Origin of the sequence: Staphylococcus schleiferi (genome assembly GCF_025558325.1) — a bacterium.
Lineage (GTDB): Bacteria > Bacillota > Bacilli > Staphylococcales > Staphylococcaceae > Staphylococcus > Staphylococcus schleiferi.
The window spans coordinates 631,494-653,788 of sequence record NZ_CP094712.1; the positions used below are offsets into that span (position 1 = coordinate 631,494).

Sequence of the window (22,295 nt, forward strand, 5' to 3'; positions counted from 1 at the left end):
TATTAAAATAGGCTGTACACTTTATATGGTGGTTATGTGTCTATAATAATTAAGTCGCAAACTTCCGATTGCTTCTTCGAGTCTCGCTTTCCCAGGCGCCTTACCTCAACTAATTTTGGCTTTTATTGTAGCTCATAAGAAGCCAAAATGGATTTTCGGTTTCGGCTCTATGCCTCGGGAGTCTCGACTCGGTACGCAATCTATTTAAGCAATTTCACTATTGAAAAGTGGCATTGCTTTTTTCTTTGATCTTTTATACAGTCTAAAAATAATAAAAATGCGATTTTTGAAGTTATAAAAGTTGCGATAGCCATATGAAATTTAATCAGTTTAACTTTTTGATTAATTCCTTCAATCGCACCATTATTGAATTGAGGGGTTCCAATCGTATAAGCAATGATATCCTCATACTTTCTGTAGAAGCGTAACACTTTCCATCCATATATTTAAAACGTTGTTTTAACAGATTTAAATACACTGCTATCTCTTGGAATCTTAAAAAAGTAATTCGCGATAAACGTTTTCCGTGTTTGTGTATTCGGTTTGGATTCGTATGATAACAGTGAGGACAAGTCATAGGCTTGTATGAAAGGGTACCAAAGATGACGTTAGATTTCTTACCTCTAATAACTACATCTTCTTCAACTTTAGTGATTTTAATATTATTATCTTTAATTTTTAGTAACTTTAATATATCATTACACATAGGCGCAATATGTCTCCTTTATTTTTGGTTTAGTCACTTAAAATTATAGAGGCATTTGCGCTATTTTTGTACAAAAAAGCAGGATGACTTATGTCATCCCACCATAAAAAATGAAGAACCTTAAAATAACGAAAAATGCTCGAAATATGCATCGGTCTATATTCCGCTGTGCACAATTCGAGCGAGTCTATATGAGGCGGGGCAGAAATCAATTTCTGCCCCGCTAAATTTATGAACAGATGTTTTATTGTGAGTGGTTTCATATCGAGCACATATCATTATACCGCACTAAGAAATACGAGATTGACGATAACAACGAGCAGGTGCGCTTGCTTGGCAAATATCAATATGACGCGTTGCTAACGTAGCAATGAGTTGACAAAGCACTTCTGGCGTTGTTGTGACTTTCAGTTTGTCTTTTGCAAAGCTATAGTGAATACGTTTGTTTTGAAAGACATTTAAAATATCAATGACTTTATCTTTAATAAAAGGATCATTCAATCCATCAATGTGTAATTCAAATCGACTTTCTTCACGAGGTCGGAGTTGAAGGGGCTCCATTAATTCGAGTAATGATAGAGGCACGATTTGATAGATACGATAATGGTGAAAGCTGATAAAACTGATGACATAAGGAAGCGCACGCTTAGGAATTTGAATCTTAAGCATGTGCTTTTGTTGATGCTTAATCCATTCAGTATGAATGACGACTTGGAGGTTAGCTTGACGTAGTAACTTCAACAATTTACGTCGCGCCATACGATGGTGCATTTGATCTATATTTAAAATAAAAGTTTCTAGTTTATCAATAATCATTGCAATTCCTCATTTAAATTTTTCTCATATCTATTGTAGCATGATAAATTTTTGAAATCAGTAAGACTATAGATGTAAAAATAAAATGTATTGGACGATATTGATTCGTTATTTTAGTTGGATAAGTGTAAAAAAGAGGTTGTGAGCTATCTATAATTATGCTAATATTCAGATTATTATAACAATTAAGGAGTGAAGCCCATGTTACAACGTATTGGCCAATTTGCATCTCGAACATTTTTATTTTGGATGTTACTGGCAAGTCTACTCGCATTTTTTGTTCCCAGCATTTTTATAGGTTTTGGAGGCATCATTCCTTATTTATTAGGTGTTGTTATGTTAGGGATGGGATTGACCGTTATTTTGGATGATTTTAAGCTCATTTTAAAAGAACCCAAACCCGTGATTATCGGCGTATTTTTGCAATATACGATTATGCCATTTGCTGCATACGCCGTTGTAAAATTGTTTCATCTACCCGCTGATATCGCCATCGGTGTCTTACTCGTCGGCTGTTGTCCAGGCGGAACATCGAGCAATGTTGTCAGTTATCTCGCTAAAGGGAATGTGTCGTTATCCGTTACGATTACTTCAATCTCAACAATTTTAGCGGCTATTTTGACACCTGTTCTGATGTTTCTACTTGCTCGGGAATGGATGAATGTTTCATTACTTGCAATGTTTCTTTCAGTTGTAAAAGTTGTCTTATTTCCATTGCTTTTAGGTATTCTTATTCAAAAATATATGAAGCGTGTTGCACATGTAGGGACGGACATTTTACCTCTCATTTCTGTTGTTGCGATTTCTATTATTTTAGGTGCGGTGGTCGCTTCTAGTAAAGCTTTGATTGTGGAAACAGGGATACTCATCTTTGTTGTCGTCATCTTACATAATGTGCTCGGTTATACAATTGGTTATGCTTTAGCACATCTTTTTAAACTTAATTATAAAGATAAAAAGACAGTAGCAATCGAAGTCGGAATGCAAAATTCTGGATTAGCTGCCTCACTGGCAACGGTTCATTTTAATCCATTAGCTGCAGTACCAGGAGCGGTATTTAGTTTTATTCATTTAGTGACAGGCCCATTACTTGCACGTTATTGGGCGGCTAGAGCAAAGGAAGATTTGGAGTTATAAATCAAGGAGAAGCACTTGTCTCAACCATAAGAAAGATGTCCAACAATTGAACGAATCAGAACAAAACTTTTTTAGCTTAGCAATAACTTTAGTAAAGCATATTTTACTTTTTTGTTAGGTTGTGCGAAAATATGATTTGAATATATCGAAAAGTAGGCTAGGAAAGGTTGTGAAACGATGGTCAAAGTCCTTCAAAATTATTTTATAACGCTCACTGTATTATTAATGATGTTGTTATTATCTGTTGGGTTTATTGCTCAGTTTCAAAATGGCTTCGTGTTGGTCTTATCAATGACAGTGACATTAACAGTGATCAATTTTGCGATTGAGTCATGGTTACTGAGAGCAGCTTTGCCACCAGCAAAAGTCCATTTGATTCAGTCTCTTGTGTTTCCTTTGTCCATCGTTATCATGGGAATCATTTCTTTTATCATTTTACCTGCCGTCTCTTAAGAAAATAAGGGCGGCTCGTTTTTTTAGTTAAACGGTATAGGCTAAGATACAATGGCATGGTAAGATAAAAACGCACATGGATATCGTGCTAAAACGATAGCGATACAGGAGTGTAAATTATGAGTTTAGAGGCAATCTTGTTCTTTATAGTTGGACCACTCATTATTTTAGTAGGTAACTTGGTGCTTGCACCACGTTTTCAAAAACATATTCCGATACGTGTTCATGTACTTTCGGGCATTGTTGGTCTTATGATTTATGCGGTATTTGCCACTGTAATCTACTATTTCTTTTTACAAGGGAAAATTTAATAATGATTTTAAAACAATCTGAGTCAAATGGCTCAGTTATAAGTGAACCCGAGTCTTTCGTGATTTGACGAAAAGCTCGGGTTTAATAATATACGATGATATTAAAAGCATTGTTGTTATCATTTTTTCTGTTTTGACGCGTTTCAAACAGTGTCCAACTGATGCATTAAGTCAACAAAATGATAGCTGTAATAATTAATACTAATAGTATAGCGTCCACACCAACCATTAATTGGTAACGTATATTTTGATTACCTTCTTTAGATGTTTTGTAAAGCATGTAAACATTTGGTACAAAGCTCAATAGCAAAATGCCAATAATAATAAATCCAATCGTTTGTGTCGACATCTCAATCTCTCCTTTTCATACGATAACGAATCCATCCAACCGCAATACCCAGTACAATACCTATCAAACAGCCAATGAGCGGCTGATTAAAAAGCATGCCTGCTAAGAGTCCAATAATGAGACCAATCAGTAAAGGAGGGCCAAAAAGTTGTTTTCGTTCATCTGAACTTAAAATACTGAATGTCAAAATATATAAGACTGCAAATACGACAGCAACCATGATAGATTTAGTTGCTAATGCTACGGGCGAAATGCCATGTTGATTGACATTGATGACAAAGAAAAAAACACCTAAAAGTAAAGCGATAATCAGTCCTTTGATGATGCGTGCTTTGTCCATAATCTAACTCCTTGTGCAATGAATTGATACCATTATAACACGAAAAGTTTTGAACGTCGGCTCGCTTGAAAGACATTCAGTTTTGTTCGAGTCAAGGTGAACGGCTCGCTTTTTAAGAGATGAAACCAATATTAGTTTTGTGCTATACGACACGACTGAATCAAAATATTGAAATAAGTTTTGAGACTGAGTTTATAGCTGCCATTATTCGATATTGTCATTCACTTGTTGATTTTTAATCACTTTAAATTGACCATGATCATTTAAATAGGCATAGAAGAGTCCAATAATTAAACCACCGCCGATATAATTACCGATAAAGGCAGCAACTAAGTTTTTTAATACATGGAAAATATGAAATGCCTCTGTTTGATAAATAAAGCTAGCAACGAATAGACATGCATTATAAACAACGTGTTCGTAACCCATAAAAGCGAAAATCGTTACACCAAACATCATGACAAACATTTTAGCCATAACGTCTTCAATTTGCATTGCAATGACAAGTGAGATATTAATAAAAAAGTTGGCGAAAATAGCACGAACCAGTATGTTTTGAAAACTGTATTGAATGGATTTTACTTGAACCGTATGATTAAGCATTTCAAGCATTTCTACTGTCATGACATCTGTCAGTGAAATTAAGCCAAATAACACAATCGCTCCTAAAATATTTCCTAGGAAACAAAGGAAAAAGATTTTTAACACACGCGAAGGTCGAATAAGATGGTAATAGAGTCCAACTGTAAAATACATAAAATTACTCGTTAATAATTCTGAATTTGTAAATAGAATTAAAACAAGGGCGAAGCTAAAGGTAATGGCACCTGCCATATTGACCACACCAGGTGCGACATCAGGTGTAAAAGTTGTTTTTACCATTAAAACGAATACTGCAATAATGCTAATAATAAATCCTGCCATCATGGCTCTTAATAAATAGCGCCTCAGATAAAAGCTTTGTAAAATATCTTTCTTTTGAATCGTGTCAATGATGTTTGATACCCACTTGCGACCGTAGAAGATTGTATCCCATTTTATGTTTGTTTCTTTCATGTGTTAGAAATTCCTTTCTTCAATTTTCTACCATAGTATAAACATTTCATAACAAAATGTGAATACATTCACAATAAGGGGTTGTGTCAATATTTCAACAACTTTTGGCAATCCAAAAAGATGTGAACATATATGTTTAGAAATTGAGTTATATTTCAAACTTCAATTTGTTGCAATTTTTTTAAAGTATTATATTTCTTTAAAACAAAGATAAATAGGGTGATAATTTTTTCTCCACAGCAATCTCAATTGTAGTATAATAGCGACATGCACGGTGCAACATCATTTTATAAGTAGGGGTTAAAAGGAGATGGAAGCAATGGAAGAAAACCAGTTACACAGAGGTCTGAGTTCACGACAGATTCAAATGATTGCGCTAGGTGGTACAATTGGCGTCGGATTATTTATGGGCGCTTCGAGCACAATTGCTTGGACGGGGCCATCTGTTATTTTTGCATATTTACTTGCGGGATTATTTTTGTTTTTAATTATGCGTGCAATGGGTGAGATGGTCTATTTAGATCCATCTACCGGATCATTTGCGAATTATGCAACAGATTACATCCATCCAGTTGCAGGTTATGTCACTGCATGGGCGAATATCTTTCAATGGATAGTAGTAGGTATGTCTGAAGTAATTGCAGTCGGTGAATATATGAAGTTTTGGTGGCCAGAATTGCCATCATGGATTCCAGGTATTATTGTAATTGTTATTTTAACTGTAGCGAATGCCGTATCTGTAAAAGCATTTGGTGAGTTTGAATTTTGGTTTGCGATGATTAAAATCGTCACAATTATATTAATGATTATTGCCGGATTTGGATTGATTTTCTTCGGATTAGGGAACGGAGGACATCCAATCGGTTTAAGTAATTTAACTGCACACGGTGGCTTTATGCCAAATGGTTGGTTAGGTTTCTTCTTTGCTTTATCAATTGTTATCGGTTCTTATCAAGGGGTTGAATTAATCGGTATTACAGCAGGAGAAACGAAAGATCCACAAAAGAATATTAAAAAGGCTGTCAACGGCGTCATTTGGCGTATTTTAATTTTCTATATCGGTGCTATTTTTGTGATTGTCACTGTGTATCCTTGGGACGAGTTACATGATATTGGTAGTCCATTTGTCGCAACATTTGCAAAAGTTGGGATTACCATTGCAGCAGGGTTAATCAACTTTGTCGTTATTACAGCTGCGATGTCAGGATGTAATTCAGGTATTTTTAGCTCAAGCCGAATGATTTTTACACTTGCACAACATCGACAACTACCAGCGATTTTTACAAAAGTTATGAGAAATGGTGTGCCTTTCTATACGGTATTAGCCGTGTCTACAGGGATACTCATTGGTGTCATTTTAAATGTTGTATTACCTATGATTATTAAAGGATCAGAGAGTATTTTTGTATATGTTTACAGTGCTTCAATTTTACCAGGTATGATTCCATGGTTTATGATTTTATTGAGTCATATACAATTTAGAAAGAAATATCCGGAAAAAATCGAAAATCATCCTTTTAAAATGCCATTTGCGCCTGTAAGTAACTATTTAACAATCGCATTCTTATTAATGGTATTAGTAGGTATGGTAATTAATGATGAAACACGTGTATCTGTGATTATCGGTTTCTTATTCTTAGGATTTATGGCTGTATTTTTCTTTTTACGCGGTTATCATAAACGTGATAAAGAAGAATTGAAATTGTAAGAGTGAGACAAAATCGGTATAAAAAATCAAATATTCAACTCGGTATCAATACTGAGTTCTTGTTTAGAAGTGAGGTCCTTTGAAGAGGTCTCGCTTCTTTTTGTAATGGGGTTAGTAATCACAATGTGAAATATTAAAATGGGCTGCAGCTTGATTAATCACGTGAAGGTACCCGTTATTTACGCGTCTTTGACTGCCAAAATCGATGAGAACGAGTGGATTATGGTAGAGATTGTGTAAACATGCATAATATATCTCATAACTATATGTTGTCGGTAAGATAATATCATCAGGATGAGGGAGGCTTTCAAATAAGCGTGTCACTTTATTTTGAAGTGTTGTTAACAAGACGTTGGCTTCGTCTGGATCTTTTTGATAGATAAGATCAAAATTTAAAACTATTTTTTGCAAGGCTACAAGATTTTTGAACGCTTGCATACTATTGGGTATATCCCTTTGAATCATAGTTGCCTTCCTTTCATTAAATATTATATAGTATAACATGATGCTAATAATTTTATATGGCTTTTATAAAAATGTAATTTTAAAAATGGAATTGTCATATGAGTAAAGCAAAAATTTAAATGATTGCGGTAGAAAGGATTCAAAATGTCAAAATATAGTTGGAAAGCCATCGCATGGCGAGACTTATGGTTAATCCCTATTTTATTTGTGACAACACTCTTTTTTGGGTTTACAGTTTCATTGGCGATAATGTTGCTTTTTGGAATAAATAAAGATGAATTTTTCAATGATATTTATATAGATGTATCGGAAGTAATTTCTTCAATACTTGCATATCTTACAGTGATAATGAGTTTTTATTTATTACATCGAAAAGAGATGAAACAGCGATTCAGAAGAAGTGTTCAAGGCGTCAAACAGTACGGATTATGGATAGTGGGGACATATATTGTAACTTTGATATTATTATACGGCTACAATTATGTATTTCATTTTATACCCGAACGTTATCAATATGATACGACACAAAATGAACTAGCATTAGATGCATTAATGGATATTCCAGCACTTCTGCCCTTTAACTTTTTATTGATTGTAATAATAGGCCCTATTCTTGAAGAAATATTCTTTAGACATCTTTTAATTGGTGAGTTAGGTAAGAAGCTTAATTTTAATGTGATGGCGGTTGTTTCAGTAATTCTATTTGCAGCAATTCACGTTACTGGTGCAGCTTCTCCTTTTGAAATCGTGGATTACCTTATTATTTCAATCCCGCTTGTCTTTTTATATATGAAGAGTGGTCGTAATTTAGGTGTCTCTATTGCATTTCACATGTTAAACAATTTGATTAGCTTTTTCTAATAGAGACAGCTTCATTGTACATTGTTATTCGTAAATGAAGGGTATACATTGAGTCATGTTATGTCTCAATGTATACCAGTTATCGCCGACATACAAAAGTGAAATTCTAATATGACGACATCTTGTAAATTTATAAAAAACCAATGCTTCCAGTTAAGAAACATTGGTTTTTATTGTACGTTGTTTTTATTTAAATATTGATCATAATTTTTGAGTGTAATATCGTTTGTTTTAATCGATTTATGGAATGAATAAGAAATATCTTCAATCGTTGATAAATCAATATAACGTGTGTAGCCACCACCAATTTGATACACTACAGCTTGCCAGCGATGGCGTTGTGCGATTAAACCAATAAAGATGACATTTTCAAAATGATGTTGGCCATTTGTGTCGACTTTATAATCGACTCCCATCACTTTACGCTCTTGACAATAAATTAAAATGTCATCAAAGTGGGGCGGATTTTTATCTATTGGAGGGGCTTCATATAAAATATATTCATCAAGTTGGCGTAATGAACGTCGAATTGTTGTATTAGGTTGACGTAAAATCTTTTGGATGAGTGCTGATGTTTCTTTTGAATAAGGTAACATAGATTGTGACTGGCTTTCTCTTAAAATCATATAAAGCGCATGAAGTTCATGATCATTAATTTCTAACTGATGCTGTTGTTGTTTAGATTGTAATTGGTAGCCGCCGTGTTTACCTGCACGTGCTAAAATTTGAACTCCATTTTTTTCAAGTTCATGCATATCACGTAGAATCGTACGTTTCGAAACATTTAATGCTTGTGCGAGTTCTTGTGCAGTCATGTGTTGCTGTTGTTGTATTAATGCTATTAGTTTATTTTGTCGTGTTTCTTTATTCATAAAAAATCACTCCAATCAACTCACCATAGTTATTAATATTATATCATAATTATAAGATAAATATAGCGCAACGTATATTTTGTGCAATACGACTACAAAAGTGATATTTGTAAATAAAAATAATAAAAAACTTGTAGAAAACGCTTACATTTTATTGGTGGATATGTTATATTGTAATTAGCTACAGGGGGATGGTACACAGCATATTCAAAAAGGGGTAGCTATCGTGATTGATAGTAAAGTTTGAAAATGATAGGTTGTACTTATTCTAGTTTAACATCTTCAATATTTATTACTTACTTTCCTTTCTATGCCGGTTGGTTAAATCCAACCGGTTTTCTTTTCGTATTTAACTGTTTCATTAAAGCGACTTTATGTATAATGAAGATGACTTTGAAAAGGAGTGATTCATCATGTCGACGATAAAGACATTGCGAGAAATAGATCAGCAAGTACAGAGATGGATTTCTGAAATGCGGCGTGAACTTCCACAACTGATACAACATATGAAAACGGATACGAAATCCAACCGTTTTGATTTAGTGACGAATGTAGATCGCACAATCGAATCACGTTTCGAACAGTTTTTGAAATCTCAATTTCCGAATCATCAATTATATGGCGAAGAAGCCCACCATCAAACTGAACAATTAAAAGAAGGGCATACGTGGTTGATTGACCCTATTGATGGAACGGCCAACTTAGTCAAGCAACAAGATGATTTTTGTATGATTATAGGTTATTTTGTCGACGGTATACCACAATTATCTTATATATATGATTACCCTAGGGAAAAGCTGTATCGCGCTATCAAAGGGGAGGGTGCCTATTTAAATGAAGAAAAAATTGAGCCACCTACGTCAATGGCTATCGAAGACACAATCCTTTCATTTAATAACAAAGTTTTAAATGAACCCACGATTCAGCGACTATTAAATGAATCATTTGGCTATCGTCTTATTGGTTCTTGTGGTTTAGATTCAGCCCGAGTCATAATGGGACAATTCGGTGCTCACATACATACGAATGCCAAACCTTGGGATATTGGTGCACAGTTTTTATTTGCTGAAGTGTTAGGACTGAAAATGACAGATTTTAATCGTCAGCCGATTGATTTTACAACAGGTGGTCAATATATTATTAGTAATCCTGGATGCTACGATGCGGTTTTAAATATTTTGAATAGTGACGGCGGTTACAAAAAATCATAGTTGCGTCTAAAGCCCGATTGATAGTCACTCGATTTGAGATACAATGCTATATGATATTACTAAATTGAAAGCAGAATTGACCATTATAAACGAGAAAGAAGTGATTATTTGGAATATAGACGAGCTAAAAAACGCATGAACCCAATTATGAAGGGGGTGCTGTGGTTTGTTGGAATTCTCTTAGTATTAGCCATCATAGCCATTGCCTATCTTGCGTTTAAAATATTTGCAGTAGGTGGCGCCATTCACAATCCATTAGATAGAAATCATTCAGAGCTACGTTCAGGTAAAGTAGACTTAAGTAAGGGTGAGCCTTTCTCTATCGCATTATTTGGTGTAGACTCAGATGCTAAACGTGAAACCGAGGGAATTGGTAAAAGAAGCGATACGATTATGTTACTTTCCGTAAATCCGAGTAAGAAAACAACGCAATTGATTAGTATTCCTCGTGATACGCAAGCTGAAATTGTAGGAAGAGGAACCACTGAAAAGATTAATCACGCATACGCTTATGGTGGTCCCAATATGGCGGTTAAGTCTTTAGAAAAACTTATGAATGTGCCGATTGACCATTATGCGACAATTGATATGGACGGCTTGAAAGATATGATAGATACACTTGATGGTATTAATGTCGTTAGCAATGCCACTTTCAAAGCAGAAGGCCATTCTTTTACAAAAGGTCAGAAAGTTCATTTAGATGGAGAAACTGCGATGGCTTTCATACGTAGCCGTAAAGAAGAAGGTGCGGGTGGAGATTTCGGTCGACAAGAGCGCCAACAACTTGTTTTACAAGGTATTGCAGATAAACTGACAAGTGTTTCATCTATCACTAATTTTAATTCATTGATGGATCAAATAAGTAAAAATGTTAAAACAGATTTAACGATTGGAGAATTAAATCAAATTCGAAGTCAATATAGCGATGCCAATGACCATGTGAAACGTCATCAACTCGATGGTTCAGGTGGTATCCAAAGTGATGGACTTTATTACTTCGTGCCTGATGATGGTCAAAAACAATCATTAGCACAAATGTACAAAGAAAATCTAGGTTTATAGTTAAATATGAAAAGGTGGGAAAACGATTTAATATCGTTCTCCCGCCTTTTTATTGTGCATTTGACCTAATGGGCTATGAAAAAAGATGATGAGGAAAAATTGAAACGTGTAGATGAACTCATGAATCGAAATGGAGATTTGTTCACTGTTGACAAGGTGTGTAGTTGGTTTCGCTAATTACATATCTATGTCAATTTTTAGCTGAAACAATAAAATCGACAATTTTAAGGAAAGTAGCGTTTCTAACAGAACGTTCATTGAAATAAAAAGGGGGCACGGAGTAAAATAAAAGACATATGCAAGAAAAATTTGATTTGAAGCCATGCGCTTCTTTCTTTATTCGGTTGACTGTGATTTAAAAGTAAACAGTGAACGACCTGTGTTACAACAACGAAAGAAATGTGCATCAGTGGCTTTATTGAAGGAGGTTTATTATGGAATGGCTTAAACTTATTGGTATTGTCATTATCGTATTAGGATTTTATTTTAAGTGGGATACAATCGGAACGGTGCTGATTGCTGCTGTTGCGACAGGTCTCGTCTCGAATATGGGCTTGATTGAAATCCTTGATACATTAGGAAAAGCATTCGTAGATAATCGTATGGTGTCGCTATTTATCCTTACTTTACCGATGGTGGGGATGGTAGAACGATTTGGTTTAAAGACACAAGCGACAAGACTTATTAATAAAGTACAAGGGGTGACCTCTGGCAGAATTATGTCCATCTATTTATTAATTCGAGAAATAGCGGGTCTCGCATCTATTCGTATTGGGGGGCATCCTCAATTTGTACGGCCACTGATGAATCCGATGGTACAAGCTGCAGCAAAAACGAAATATCAGCGAGATTTAGAGCCAGAAGATGAGGAAAAATTGAAAGCTCATATTTCTGCAATGGAAAATTATGGTAACTTTTTCGGTCAAAACCTATTCGTTGGTGCATCGGGTGTACTATTAATTGTAGCGACGTTTAAGTCTCTTGATATGCATGTGACCGCAATTCAAATTGCTTTATATTCCGCACCAATTGCGATAGCCACTTTAATTATAGGTGTCATTCAAAATAAGTTGTTTGATCGTAAATTAGAGCGTAAATATGGTGTGAAAGGGGAGACGCGTCATGAGTCAACACACGATTAACCAAATTTTAGAAATCTTTTATATTTTAATTGGACTACAGTTTATTTACACAGCGTGGCGTGTATATCGCAATCCACACAATCAAAAACGTATAGGGACAGCTTTATTTTGGTGTCTATTAGGTGCATTGTTTATGGTAGGGCCATACATACCCAACTGGTTAAATGGGAGTCTCGTTTTATTCATGGGATTGTTGACGATAACGAAAAATGTGCGTGTCGGTCAAGTTGTAGAAGTCGAACATCGAGAAGAAACAGAAGGTGCGACGCGCTTTGGTAATCGCTTATTTATCCCTGCACTTGTATTGGCAGTCGTAGCGATTGTGATATCTACTTGGACGCCGTTGGGTGGTGCTATTGGCATTGGGGCTTCTTCAGTGATTGCGATTATTGTTGCTTATCTGGTATTGCGGCCAAAAGCTAAAATTGGTTTATATGACAGTGATCGACTCGTGCAACAAATTGGAACTGTTGGGATTTTACCACAATTTCTTGCAGCACTAGGGATACTATTTACTGTCAGTGGTGTAGGTACGACGATTTCTAAAGGGATTTCTAGCTTTTTACCTGAAGGGAATCCATTGATTGGTGTGACAGCTTATATATTAGGAATGGTGTTATTTACTATGTTAATGGGGAATGCATTTGCGGCATTCACAGTCATTACTGCAAGTATTGGTGTGCCTTTCGTCATGGCAATTGGTGGAGATCCTGCAGTCGCGGGTGCGCTGGCAATGACAGGCGGTTTTTGTGGTACTTTACTTACACCGATGGCGGCGAACTTCAATACATTACCCGTCGCATTATTAGAAATGAAAGATGAGCTTGCGGTCATCAAAGCTCAAATACCGATGGCACTCATCTTAATTTTAGTTCATATCATTTTTATGTATACATTCGCATTTTAAAAGAGGAGGTTTTATCAATGAACGTTTTAGTTACTGCATTCGATCCATTTGGCGGAGAATCGATCAATCCGGCATTACAAGCGGTTCAAAAATTACCTGATACAATAGAAGGCCATCAAGTTGATAAGCTGGAAATTCCGACTGTTTTTCATAAAAGTATGGCTGTTATCAAAGAAAAGTTAGAACAAACACACTATGATGTTGTGATTGCAGTCGGTCAAGCAGGAGGACGTTTTGAAATTACGCCTGAACGTGTTGCGATTAACGTAGATGATGCGCGAATCGCGGATAATGAAGGGCAGCAACCGATTGATCAGCCGATTCAAGAAGATGGGGCACCTGCTTATTTTGCGACACTTCCTGTCAAACGCATAGTGGAAGCAATTCGCGCTGAAGGAATTCCGTCAAGTTTATCAAACAGTGCAGGTACATTTGTTTGTAACCACATTATGTATCAATTAGCTTATGCGGCAGAGCGTGATTATCCAGGCTTAAAAACAGGTTTTATTCATGTTCCTTTCACACCTAAGCAAGTCATTAATAAGCCAGGACAACCGTCTATGTCTGTTGATATGATGGTTCAAGGGTTAGAAGCGGCAATCAAAGTGTGTCTTAACTATGATTCAGATATTCAAACTGTACACGGGACAACACATTAAAATACAACGTTAAAGATAGGTTATGCGACGACAAGTGAGGATTATTTCAAAATTGTCAGTCGTTTTACCTATCTTTTTTATTTGTTGTAAAAAATGATGATAAAGATACATATTTAAGCACATAAATATTTTTTAGTGGCATTTTCATAAATAGTTAACATTTTCTTATGAAGGGTATAAAATAAAAGTAACTAAGTATGTGGGGGCATCTTAGGAAAGATAAAAATATAATGGAGGGGATATCATGCAAGAGCATCTGGTAGTCACTTTAGATGGTAAAGATTATCTTGTAGAACCGGGCAAAAACTTACTTGAGCTGATTAAAGAACAAGACACGTTTGTACCTTCGATTTGTTATAATCCATCGTTAGGCCCTATACAAACGTGTGACACATGTACTGTTGAAATTGATGGTGAAATTGCACGTGCATGTGGCACAACGATTAATCGCTCAATGGTCGTTAATACAACGAATCAATGTGTTCAAGACAGCCAAAAAGAAGCATTAGATCGTATTTTAGAGAAACACCAATTATACTGTACGGTATGTGATTATAATAATGGAAATTGTGAAATCCATAATACAATGGACGAATGGGGATTGGAACATCAATCTTACGAATATAAGCCGAAACCGTATGAAGTCGATTTCGGTCCTTTTTATAGATATGACCCAAACCAATGTATACTATGTGGTCGATGCGTAGAAGTCTGTCAAGACGTACAAGTAAATGAAACCCTTTCTATTGATTGGGAACGTGAACAACCTCGTGTTATTTGGGATAATGATGTTTCTATTAATGATTCATCATGTGTCGGTTGTGGTCAATGTGCCACTGTTTGTCCTTGTAATGCGATGATGGAAAATAACATGGTAGGCAATGCCGGTTATATGACGGACATTGAGCCAGGCACATTGGCATCCATGATTGATTTAACTAAAAAAGCTGAAACTGGGTACGGTCCATTATTCGCTGTATCCGACTCGGAAGCGGCAATGCGTGAAGAACGGATTAAAAAGACTAAAACCGTTTGTACATATTGTGGCGTAGGATGTAGTTTTGAAGTATGGACAAAAGACCGCGAAATCTTAAAAGTACAACCGTCTCACGATTCACCTGCGAATAAAATATCGTCATGTGTGAAAGGGAAGTTCGGTTGGGATTATGTGAATTCTGAAGAACGATTAACGAAACCGTTGATTCGTCGGAATAATCAATTTGAAGAAGTAGAGTGGGATGAAGCCATTGCTTATGTTGCTAAACGTATGCAAGAAGTTAAAGATAACTATGGTCCAGATGCACTCACATTTATTTCTTCTTCAAAAGCTACTAATGAAGAATCTTATTTAATGCAAAAATTAGCGCGCCAAGTCATTGGCACGAATAATATTGATAACTGTTCAAGATACTGCCAAGCACCTGCAACGAAAGGTTTATTCCGTACAGTAGGGCACGGTGGTGACTCTGGTTCAATAGAAGATATCGGTAATGCAGAAATGGTAATCACTGTTGGTACAAATACAGCTGAGGCCCACCCTGTCATTGCGTCACGCATTAAGCGTTCGCATAAACTGTTTGGTCAAAAATTGCACGTTTTCGATATTCGTAAGCATGAAATGGCCCAACGTGCGGATGAATTTTACCAACCTCATCCGGGTACAGATTTAGTTTGGCTTTCTGCGGTAACGAAATATATTATTGACCAAGGTTGGCATGATAAAGCCTTCATTACGCAATGGGTAGATCATTTTGATGATTATTATCAATCACTTGAGCCTTATACAATGGAATTTGCTGAAGAGACGACAGGTATTGCGAAAGAACGCTTAATTCAGCTTGCAAAAGAGATTGTCAGTGTCAATACTGTAGCGATTTGTTGGGCTATGGGTGTTACACAACAGGAAACAGGTTCTGATACAAGTACTGCGATTTCTAACTTGTTACTTGCAACAGGTAATTATATGAAACCAGGCGCAGGTTCTTATCCTTTAAGAGGACACAATAACGTCCAAGGTTGTTCTGACTTTGGTAGTATGCCGGATAAACTACCAGGCTATGAAGGTGTAAAAGACGATGCAGCACGACGCCGTTATGAAGCGCGATGGGGTGTCACTTTGCCAAGTGAACCAGGTTATGACAACCACCAAATGATGGATCATATTCATGCAGGTGACGTGCATAGCATGTTTATTTTAGGTGAAGATACAGGAATTGTAGATTCCAACATTAACTATGTTCAAGCTGCATTAGAAAAAGTAGATTTCTTAGTTGTACAGGATGAGTTTTTAACATTCACAGCTGAATATGCAGATGTTGTTTTACCGGCGAGTCCATCTTTAGAAAAAGAAGGTACCTTTACTAATACAGAGCGTCGTTTCCAACGTTTATACCAAGTACTTGAACCATTAGGTGATTCGAAACCAGACTGGCAAATTACGCAACTAATTGCGAAAGAAATGGGATTTGATTGGGGTTACCAACATCCTTCAGAAATTATGGATGAGGCGTCTGATTTAGCACCTATGTTTGCAGGTGTGAAATACCATCGCTTAGAAGGCTATAACAGTTTACAATGGCCAGTTGAAGCAGATGGTACAGATTCACCGTTATTATTTACGGAACGTTTTAATTTTGATAATGGTAAAGCTAAATTTTATCCACTTGATTTCAATAATTTCTATAAAACAAATGAACTTTATGATTTACATGTCAATAATGGTCGTTTATTAGAACACTTCCATGAAGGAAATATGACTTATAAAGTTCCAGGCTTACAATACAAAATGCCAACAACATTTGTTGAAATATCACCTCAATTAGCCGAAGAAAGAGACATTCATGAAGGCGCTGCGGTTAAATTGATTTCTGAAACAGGTGAAGCAACAGTTCACGTCCATGTGACAAATCGCGTGAAAGGTAAGCAAATTTATCTACCATTAAACGATAATAGTCGAGGTGCAATTAATTACTTAACAAGTAGTGTCACGGATCCTGAAACGCATACTCCTGCATATAAATCAACATGTTGTCGCATGGAAGTATTAAGTCAGCGCGGTAAATCACCACTTAATCCAACGAACTTCCGAAACCAAACACGACATCCACAATACAGTGTACGTGTCGATAAAAAATGGGCAAGACCTGACTATGTCTTCCCAGGGGATCAGGTGATGAAGTAATGGCTGAAAGAATATCTAAGATTAAACGTATACAAAAAAGTGAAGCAGAAATCAAAGCAGAGCGACTCACTGAAGTGACGGATGCCATTGCAGAAAATAAAGACAGCATTTTAAAAGCGATTGAGTTAGTCCGTGCATTAGATGAGGCGAAGATTTTAGATGCGGCAAAAGGTGCGGTTAAACAACGAGGTGTCATTGCTGAAAAATTGACAAATGAGTTAAACAAAGATCAATACAGCGGTGTCATTCATAATATGGGACAAATGGTACTCATGTTAGGCGCGTTAGATCCTGAAGCATTGCGTGTCTTATTAAACAAAGTGAACAAAGGCTTACACGTTGCCAATCAAGCAAGCCCGAATGCTCGAACTTCGATTGCAGGGTTTATGCGCGTGTTAAAAGACGATGAAATGAATCAAAGTTTAACGTATTTTTTAAATATGCTTAAAGGAATGTCACGCTAAGTCGCGTATCTCGTATTGCATGCATTGAAAAAGTGTCTATTCTATGTAGACTTAAGTCAATAGCATTACGTATTATGCGTCAAAGATGATATATTGGGGTCATATGGGTTGAGATGTGATGATGTCTCAACCCATTTTCTCTATTATCGTCAATATCGCATAATAGAATTTGAGTTTGTCTTAAAGTGATGAGTCGCGATGAAGGAGGTTTCATGATAAAATAAAGCGGTGCGAAGAGGTGAAGAGATGGATACAAGAAATATAAAAATACTAGGCATTATTTCAAATGTTTTACTCGTGCTTGGCGTTTTAATGTTGTTATTTGTAAGTGCTTGGCTTGCTTTAATTTGTTTTATTGTTTCTTTAGGGTTAAGCCTTGTATTATTTAATATGCTATTTCATGGAAATCGAACACTTAAAATTGTCGTCAATGCCTCCTATTTTATCGTGCTCGTTATCGTGATATGCGTTATTTTTGTGACGAGATAGTGTTAAAACAAAAAGGAGTCTTTCAAAAATATGAAGCGGTTCATTAAAGAAAAACCATCACGTGCATTGCTGATTTTAATATTAACCATTTTTGCGATTTTATTACTGATGAATGAGACCTCACTATTTAAAAATGACAAAACACATACATTTTCAGAAGCCTATGACAAGCAAGTAAAAGGTGAGGCGTTACATACAAAATCAGAAGGCCATCAATTTGTTAAAGCGTCTCATCAAGACGTTAAAAACGCAATGGAAATTAAACGGAAAGACTCAGATTTGATGTATATGGATTTATCAGAAGCTGTTCAAATGTCTGAAAAAGAAGTCAATCAAATGCTAAAAGGAAAGGGTATTCTTGAAGGACAAGGAAAAGCGTTTCTAGATGCGCAAAATAAGTATGATGTGAATGTGATTTATTTGATTAGTCATGCGCAACTAGAGACTGGAGAAGGCAAATCTGAACTCGCGCAAGGTATTAAATCTGGAAAGAAAAAATATTTTAATTTCTTTGGTATTGGCGCTTTTGATAGCAACGCAGTTAAAACAGGTTCGAGTTACGCGCAAAAAGCAAATTGGACAACACCCCGTCAGGCGATTATGGGTGGCGCCAAGTTTGTGAGGCAAAACTATTTTGAGAACGGCCAATTGAATTTGTATCAAATGCGTTGGAATCCCAAACAACCCGCAACCCATCAATATGCAAGTGATATTGACTGGGCGCGAAAAATTGCAGACCGCATGTCTTTTTATTATGAACATTATGGGATTAAAAAGGATGATATCCGAAAAGACTTTTACCAAAAAGGATAAAATAGAGTTGAACAAATACAAGCGTTTCTTTATCAATTAAGCATGAGATGTGCGATTTGATAGAAACATCAATGTATTTGTTCTTTTTTATTCCATCTATGCTATACATTGAGATACAGTATCGACATATAAGCTTTGGAGAAAAGTGAACAGAGGCGCAAATATTAAAAATTAAACAAAGTGAGATAGGTGTCTGAGGCATTTTATGATACACTGATATTTGACTGTAAAGAACGAGGTGAATCATTATGAAGATTGGGATTATAGGTGCAGGCATTGGAGGTTTAACGGCAGCTGTATTGTTAAAAGAACAAGGCCATGACGTTCACCTATTTGAAAAAGAAGATGCATTAAGAGAAATAGGCGCAGGCATTGGTATCGGCGACAACGTCCTTGCCAAATTAGGCCATCATGATTTAGCGAAGGGCCTGAAAAATGCCGGACAAGTACTCCAACAAATGCGCGTTTTAGATACAAAAGGGACAGTTTTAAGTCAAGTGACTTTGTCTCAAAAATCAACGAATATCACATTATTACGACAAGATTTAATGGATTTAATCGCATCCTATGTCGATAAAAAAATACTGCATCTTAATCATGATGTCACTGCGGTTGAACGTGTAGCGGAAGGTGTGCGTATTCAATTCGACAATCATGAAGCAGTGACGGTCGATTTATGTATAGGTGCAGATGGCATCCACTCAAAAGTGAGAGACGCAGTACAGCCTAATGTGAAAGTCAATTATCAAGGTTATACGTGTTTCCGTGGTGTTGTAGAGGATATGAGTCAATTCGATCATATTGCGGAAGAATACTGGGATAAAAAAGGACGTTTCGGTATCGTACCATTATTAAATGGGCGTGCGTATTGGTTTGCGACTATTAACGCCAAAGAAAATGATGTAGCATACAAACATTTTAATAAGCCTTATTTACAAGCTTATTTTAATCACTTTCCAAACGCTGTTCGTCAAGTGCTCGATCATCAACCAGAGACGGAGATATTACACCACGATATTTATGATTTGAAACCACTCTCAACTTTCGTTTATCAAGAACGTGTTGTATTACTTGGAGATGCTGCACATGCGACGACGCCGAATATGGGACAAGGTGCAGGTCAAGCGATGGAAGATGCGATTGTCTTGGCTAATGTATTAAAACGTTTTTCAACATTAAGTGAGGCGCTTAAGCGTTATGACCGTTTGCGTGTTAAACATACGAAAAAAGTAATTAAGCGTTCGCGTCGAATCGGGCGTATCGCACAATATCAAAATAGTGGACTTATAGTATTGAGAAATCGCTGTATGAAAATGACTCCGGATCGATTTGTCACTGCACAAACACGATTTTTATATAAAGCAAAAAGTGAATAACAAAATAAAAGTGCAACCTTAAGTCACATTTTAAGTGAGACTTGCGGTAGTTTTTATAAAAAGCGGGGCAGAAAACGTATTGATTTCTGTCCCGCTCAGTTATCTTTTACAATTGTCGTTTTAATGATATACGTGTCAATTTGTTTGAGACACATCCCTTTTATATCAACATGTCTAATATCATATAAAAGGGTAAAAGAATCGTAGGATGTTAGTTATTCGTTAACGATGTAATCAGGTTTTTCACCTTTTGCTTTCTTTATCAAGTTATTCGCAACAATTTCAGCCATCATATCTCTTGCTTCGTATGTGGCATTACCAATATGAGGCGTAATTACGATATTATCTAACGATTTGAGACCTTCCGTAATTTCAGGTTCAAATTCATAGACGTCTAAAGCAGCCCCTTCGATTGTTTTATTTTGTAAAGCTTCAAGTAAAGCTTGCTCATGTACAATTGGACCTCGTGACGCATTAATTAAATAACTTGTTGGCTTCATCAGTTCTAGCTGTGCTTTATCGATCATATGGCGCATTGAAGGATTGTAGGCCGCATTGATAGTGACAAAGTCAGCCGTTTTGAGTAACGTTTCTAAGTCCACATATTGTGCGCCTAATTCTTTCTCTTTTTCAGGTTTTTGATGTGGTCCTGTATATAGAATTTCCATATCAAATCCTTTTGCACGTTGCGCTACGGCTGAACCAATTTCACCTAAGCCGATGATACCGATTTTTTTACCACTCACTTCGCGACCACGGAAAAAGAGGGGTGCCCAGCCGTCAAATCCTTCATGGCGCATTAATTGGTCGCCTTCTGGAATACGACGCGCGACAGCAAGTAAAATACCAAATGTCAATTCAGCAGTTGAACGTGTAGAAGCTTTAGGTGTATTTGAAACCCCAATGTTTTTAGAACGTGCATAATCGACATCCACATTATTAAAACCTGCACCGTAGTTGGCAATAAATTCTAATTCTGAGCCACTATCGATGACCTCTTGATCCACTTCTGTAGAAAGCAGACTCACAAGACCAAAGGCATCTTTAACGCCTGCTTTAAGTGTTTCTTTATCTATGATACCTTCACCTTCATACATCTCTACGTCAAAATGTGATTTGAGTAATTTTAGTCCTTCTTCTGGGATCGGACCCGCCATAAATACTTTTTTCATGAAATACTCCCACCTTTCACTTCTAGTATATGAAACCCCTTTCTATAATACAAGGATAGCTGTTTAGGTCAGCATACGTAAGCCAATTGCAGAAACAATAATTAGAGTAATAAAACATATTCTTAAGGCGTCTTTCGATTCATGATAAATCCACATGCCTAAAATTGTGCCCCCTGCAGTGCCTATGCCAGTCCATATCGCATAAGCAGTGCCCATCGGTATCGATGTCATCGCTAAAGATAAGCTAAATAAACTTAATGCAAATGTAACGGCAAGTAGTAGAACAAAGCGTTTTTGATGTGTTTGGGCGAATTGGTTCAACCAAAGCACACCTAACACTTCAAGTAATCCTGCAATTATTAAAGCAATCCAACTCATGTTTGTTCGTTCTCCTTATCTGAAGTTAACTTTAGACCAATGACGCCAGTTAAAAGCAATGCTATCAATAAGATTTTAACAAAGCTGACGGTCTCATCGAAAAAGAGCATCCCTACAGTGACTGTTCCCATTGTACCGAGTCCTACAAACACGGCATAAACCGTGCCCACTGGAAGGTGGTTTGAAGCAGAAACCATCATCCAAAAACTTAAGCCTATTAAAGCAATCGTCAAGATCCATTGATAAAAGTGGTGAGAATGGTTTAATCCAATAACCCAAACCACTTCCATCAGGCCGGCAATAACAACTTTTGCCCATTGCATTTCAAACAACCTCCCTTTTTGCATATAGCCCTATGATATAAGAA

25 protein-coding genes are annotated in these 22,295 nt (G+C 36.4%); 15 read left to right on the forward strand and 10 right to left on the reverse strand.

Annotated elements, in window-relative coordinates:
* Nucleotides 1-325: 325 nt before the first annotated feature.
* Nucleotides 326-706, reverse strand: coding sequence for a transposase family protein (locus MUA40_RS02640; RefSeq protein ID WP_262569846.1), 381 nt, complete (start codon nt 704-706; stop codon nt 326-328).
* 288 nt (nt 707-994) lie between these two features.
* Nucleotides 995-1,522, reverse strand: a complete 528-nt coding sequence (locus MUA40_RS02645; RefSeq protein ID WP_262569847.1) for a hypothetical protein — start codon at nt 1,520-1,522, stop codon at nt 995-997.
* Nucleotides 1,523-1,723: 201 nt separating this feature from the next.
* Between MUA40_RS02645 and MUA40_RS02650 the strand changes: the two genes are divergently transcribed.
* The 3 genes from MUA40_RS02650 to MUA40_RS02660 all read left to right on the forward strand — a co-directional run bounded on the left by MUA40_RS02650 (nt 1,724) and on the right by MUA40_RS02660 (nt 3,423).
* A complete protein-coding gene (locus MUA40_RS02650) occupies nt 1,724-2,659 on the forward strand; it encodes a bile acid:sodium symporter family protein (protein ID WP_262569848.1) in 936 nt (311 codons plus the stop codon).
* Nucleotides 2,660-2,836: 177 nt separating this feature from the next.
* Nucleotides 2,837-3,112, forward strand: coding sequence for a hypothetical protein (locus tag MUA40_RS02655; protein ID WP_016426276.1), 276 nt, complete (start codon nt 2,837-2,839; stop codon nt 3,110-3,112).
* A gap of 119 nt (nt 3,113-3,231) precedes the next feature.
* Complete coding sequence (locus MUA40_RS02660) at nt 3,232-3,423, forward strand: hypothetical protein (RefSeq protein WP_016426277.1); 192 nt, start codon at nt 3,232-3,234, stop codon at nt 3,421-3,423.
* Between the two features lie 166 nt (nt 3,424-3,589).
* On the opposite strand, the gene MUA40_RS02665 is transcribed toward MUA40_RS02660, so the two are convergent.
* From MUA40_RS02665 to MUA40_RS02675, 3 genes are all read right to left on the reverse strand, one after another.
* A complete protein-coding gene (locus MUA40_RS02665) occupies nt 3,590-3,772 on the reverse strand; it encodes a hypothetical protein (protein WP_126496247.1) in 183 nt (60 codons plus the stop codon).
* A gap of 1 nt (nt 3,773) precedes the next feature.
* Nucleotides 3,774-4,112 carry a hypothetical protein gene (locus tag MUA40_RS02670; RefSeq protein WP_016426279.1) on the reverse strand — a complete coding sequence of 113 codons (339 nt, stop codon included), beginning with the start codon at nt 4,110-4,112 and terminating at the stop codon, nt 3,774-3,776.
* A 204-nt stretch (nt 4,113-4,316) separates the two neighbouring features.
* On the reverse strand, nt 4,317-5,168 hold the full coding sequence (locus MUA40_RS02675; RefSeq protein ID WP_016426280.1) for a formate/nitrite transporter family protein: 852 nt from the start codon (nt 5,166-5,168) through the stop codon (nt 4,317-4,319).
* Between the two features lie 319 nt (nt 5,169-5,487).
* On the opposite strand from MUA40_RS02675, the gene MUA40_RS02680 reads away from it, so the two are divergent.
* Nucleotides 5,488-6,876: an amino acid permease gene (locus tag MUA40_RS02680; protein WP_167732738.1), complete on the forward strand. Its 1,389-nt coding sequence runs from the start codon at nt 5,488-5,490 to the stop codon at nt 6,874-6,876.
* A gap of 111 nt (nt 6,877-6,987) precedes the next feature.
* On the opposite strand, the gene MUA40_RS02685 is transcribed toward MUA40_RS02680, so the two are convergent.
* Nucleotides 6,988-7,341: a hypothetical protein gene (locus tag MUA40_RS02685; RefSeq protein ID WP_016426282.1), complete on the reverse strand. Its 354-nt coding sequence runs from the start codon at nt 7,339-7,341 to the stop codon at nt 6,988-6,990.
* Nucleotides 7,342-7,485: 144 nt separating this feature from the next.
* On the opposite strand from MUA40_RS02685, the gene MUA40_RS02690 reads away from it, so the two are divergent.
* Nucleotides 7,486-8,202, forward strand: coding sequence for a CPBP family intramembrane glutamic endopeptidase (locus MUA40_RS02690; protein WP_016426283.1), 717 nt, complete (start codon nt 7,486-7,488; stop codon nt 8,200-8,202).
* Between the two features lie 170 nt (nt 8,203-8,372).
* Here the strand turns inward: MUA40_RS02690 and MUA40_RS02695 are convergent, their stop codons facing one another.
* On the reverse strand, nt 8,373-9,074 hold the full coding sequence (locus tag MUA40_RS02695; RefSeq protein WP_016426284.1) for a helix-turn-helix transcriptional regulator: 702 nt from the start codon (nt 9,072-9,074) through the stop codon (nt 8,373-8,375).
* A gap of 413 nt (nt 9,075-9,487) precedes the next feature.
* On the opposite strand from MUA40_RS02695, the gene MUA40_RS02700 reads away from it, so the two are divergent.
* The 10 genes from MUA40_RS02700 to MUA40_RS02745 all read left to right on the forward strand — a co-directional run bounded on the left by MUA40_RS02700 (nt 9,488) and on the right by MUA40_RS02745 (nt 20,378).
* On the forward strand, nt 9,488-10,285 hold the full coding sequence (locus MUA40_RS02700; protein ID WP_016426285.1) for an inositol monophosphatase family protein: 798 nt from the start codon (nt 9,488-9,490) through the stop codon (nt 10,283-10,285).
* 135 nt (nt 10,286-10,420) lie between these two features.
* Nucleotides 10,421-11,347: an LCP family glycopolymer transferase gene (locus tag MUA40_RS02705; protein WP_016426286.1), complete on the forward strand. Its 927-nt coding sequence runs from the start codon at nt 10,421-10,423 to the stop codon at nt 11,345-11,347.
* Between the two features lie 434 nt (nt 11,348-11,781).
* Nucleotides 11,782-12,489: a DUF969 domain-containing protein gene (locus MUA40_RS02710; RefSeq protein ID WP_016426287.1), complete on the forward strand. Its 708-nt coding sequence runs from the start codon at nt 11,782-11,784 to the stop codon at nt 12,487-12,489.
* On the forward strand, nt 12,470-13,396 hold the full coding sequence (locus MUA40_RS02715; protein WP_126496248.1) for a DUF979 domain-containing protein: 927 nt from the start codon (nt 12,470-12,472) through the stop codon (nt 13,394-13,396). Before MUA40_RS02710 ends, MUA40_RS02715 begins: the two co-directional genes overlap by 20 nt.
* 17 nt (nt 13,397-13,413) lie before the next feature.
* A complete protein-coding gene (gene pcp, locus MUA40_RS02720) occupies nt 13,414-14,055 on the forward strand; it encodes a pyroglutamyl-peptidase I (RefSeq protein WP_016426289.1) in 642 nt (213 codons plus the stop codon).
* 244 nt (nt 14,056-14,299) lie between these two features.
* Entirely contained in the window at nt 14,300-17,236 is a 2,937-nt protein-coding gene (fdhF, locus tag MUA40_RS02725; RefSeq protein ID WP_016426290.1) for a formate dehydrogenase subunit alpha, read from the forward strand.
* Nucleotides 17,236-17,700: a helical membrane plugin domain-containing protein gene (locus MUA40_RS02730; protein ID WP_016426291.1), complete on the forward strand. Its 465-nt coding sequence runs from the start codon at nt 17,236-17,238 to the stop codon at nt 17,698-17,700. Before fdhF ends, MUA40_RS02730 begins: the two co-directional genes overlap by 1 nt.
* Before the next feature lie 246 nt (nt 17,701-17,946).
* Nucleotides 17,947-18,189, forward strand: coding sequence for a hypothetical protein (locus MUA40_RS02735; protein ID WP_016426292.1), 243 nt, complete (start codon nt 17,947-17,949; stop codon nt 18,187-18,189).
* 30 nt (nt 18,190-18,219) lie between these two features.
* Entirely contained in the window at nt 18,220-19,002 is a 783-nt protein-coding gene (locus MUA40_RS02740) for an N-acetylglucosaminidase (protein WP_016426293.1), read from the forward strand.
* A gap of 248 nt (nt 19,003-19,250) precedes the next feature.
* On the forward strand, nt 19,251-20,378 hold the full coding sequence (locus tag MUA40_RS02745) for an FAD-dependent monooxygenase (protein ID WP_016426294.1): 1,128 nt from the start codon (nt 19,251-19,253) through the stop codon (nt 20,376-20,378).
* 215 nt (nt 20,379-20,593) lie between these two features.
* Here the strand turns inward: MUA40_RS02745 and MUA40_RS02750 are convergent, their stop codons facing one another.
* From MUA40_RS02750 to MUA40_RS02760, 3 genes are all read right to left on the reverse strand, one after another.
* Nucleotides 20,594-21,550, reverse strand: a complete 957-nt coding sequence (locus MUA40_RS02750; protein WP_262569856.1) for an NAD(P)-dependent oxidoreductase — start codon at nt 21,548-21,550, stop codon at nt 20,594-20,596.
* 63 nt (nt 21,551-21,613) lie between these two features.
* Nucleotides 21,614-21,928, reverse strand: coding sequence for a DMT family transporter (locus tag MUA40_RS02755; RefSeq protein ID WP_016426296.1), 315 nt, complete (start codon nt 21,926-21,928; stop codon nt 21,614-21,616).
* The gene (locus MUA40_RS02760; RefSeq protein WP_126496250.1) at nt 21,925-22,251 is read right to left on the reverse strand and encodes a DMT family transporter; all 327 of its coding nucleotides are present in this window, start codon (nt 22,249-22,251) and stop codon (nt 21,925-21,927) included. Before MUA40_RS02760 ends, MUA40_RS02755 begins: the two co-directional genes overlap by 4 nt.
* Nucleotides 22,252-22,295 lie beyond the last annotated feature (44 nt).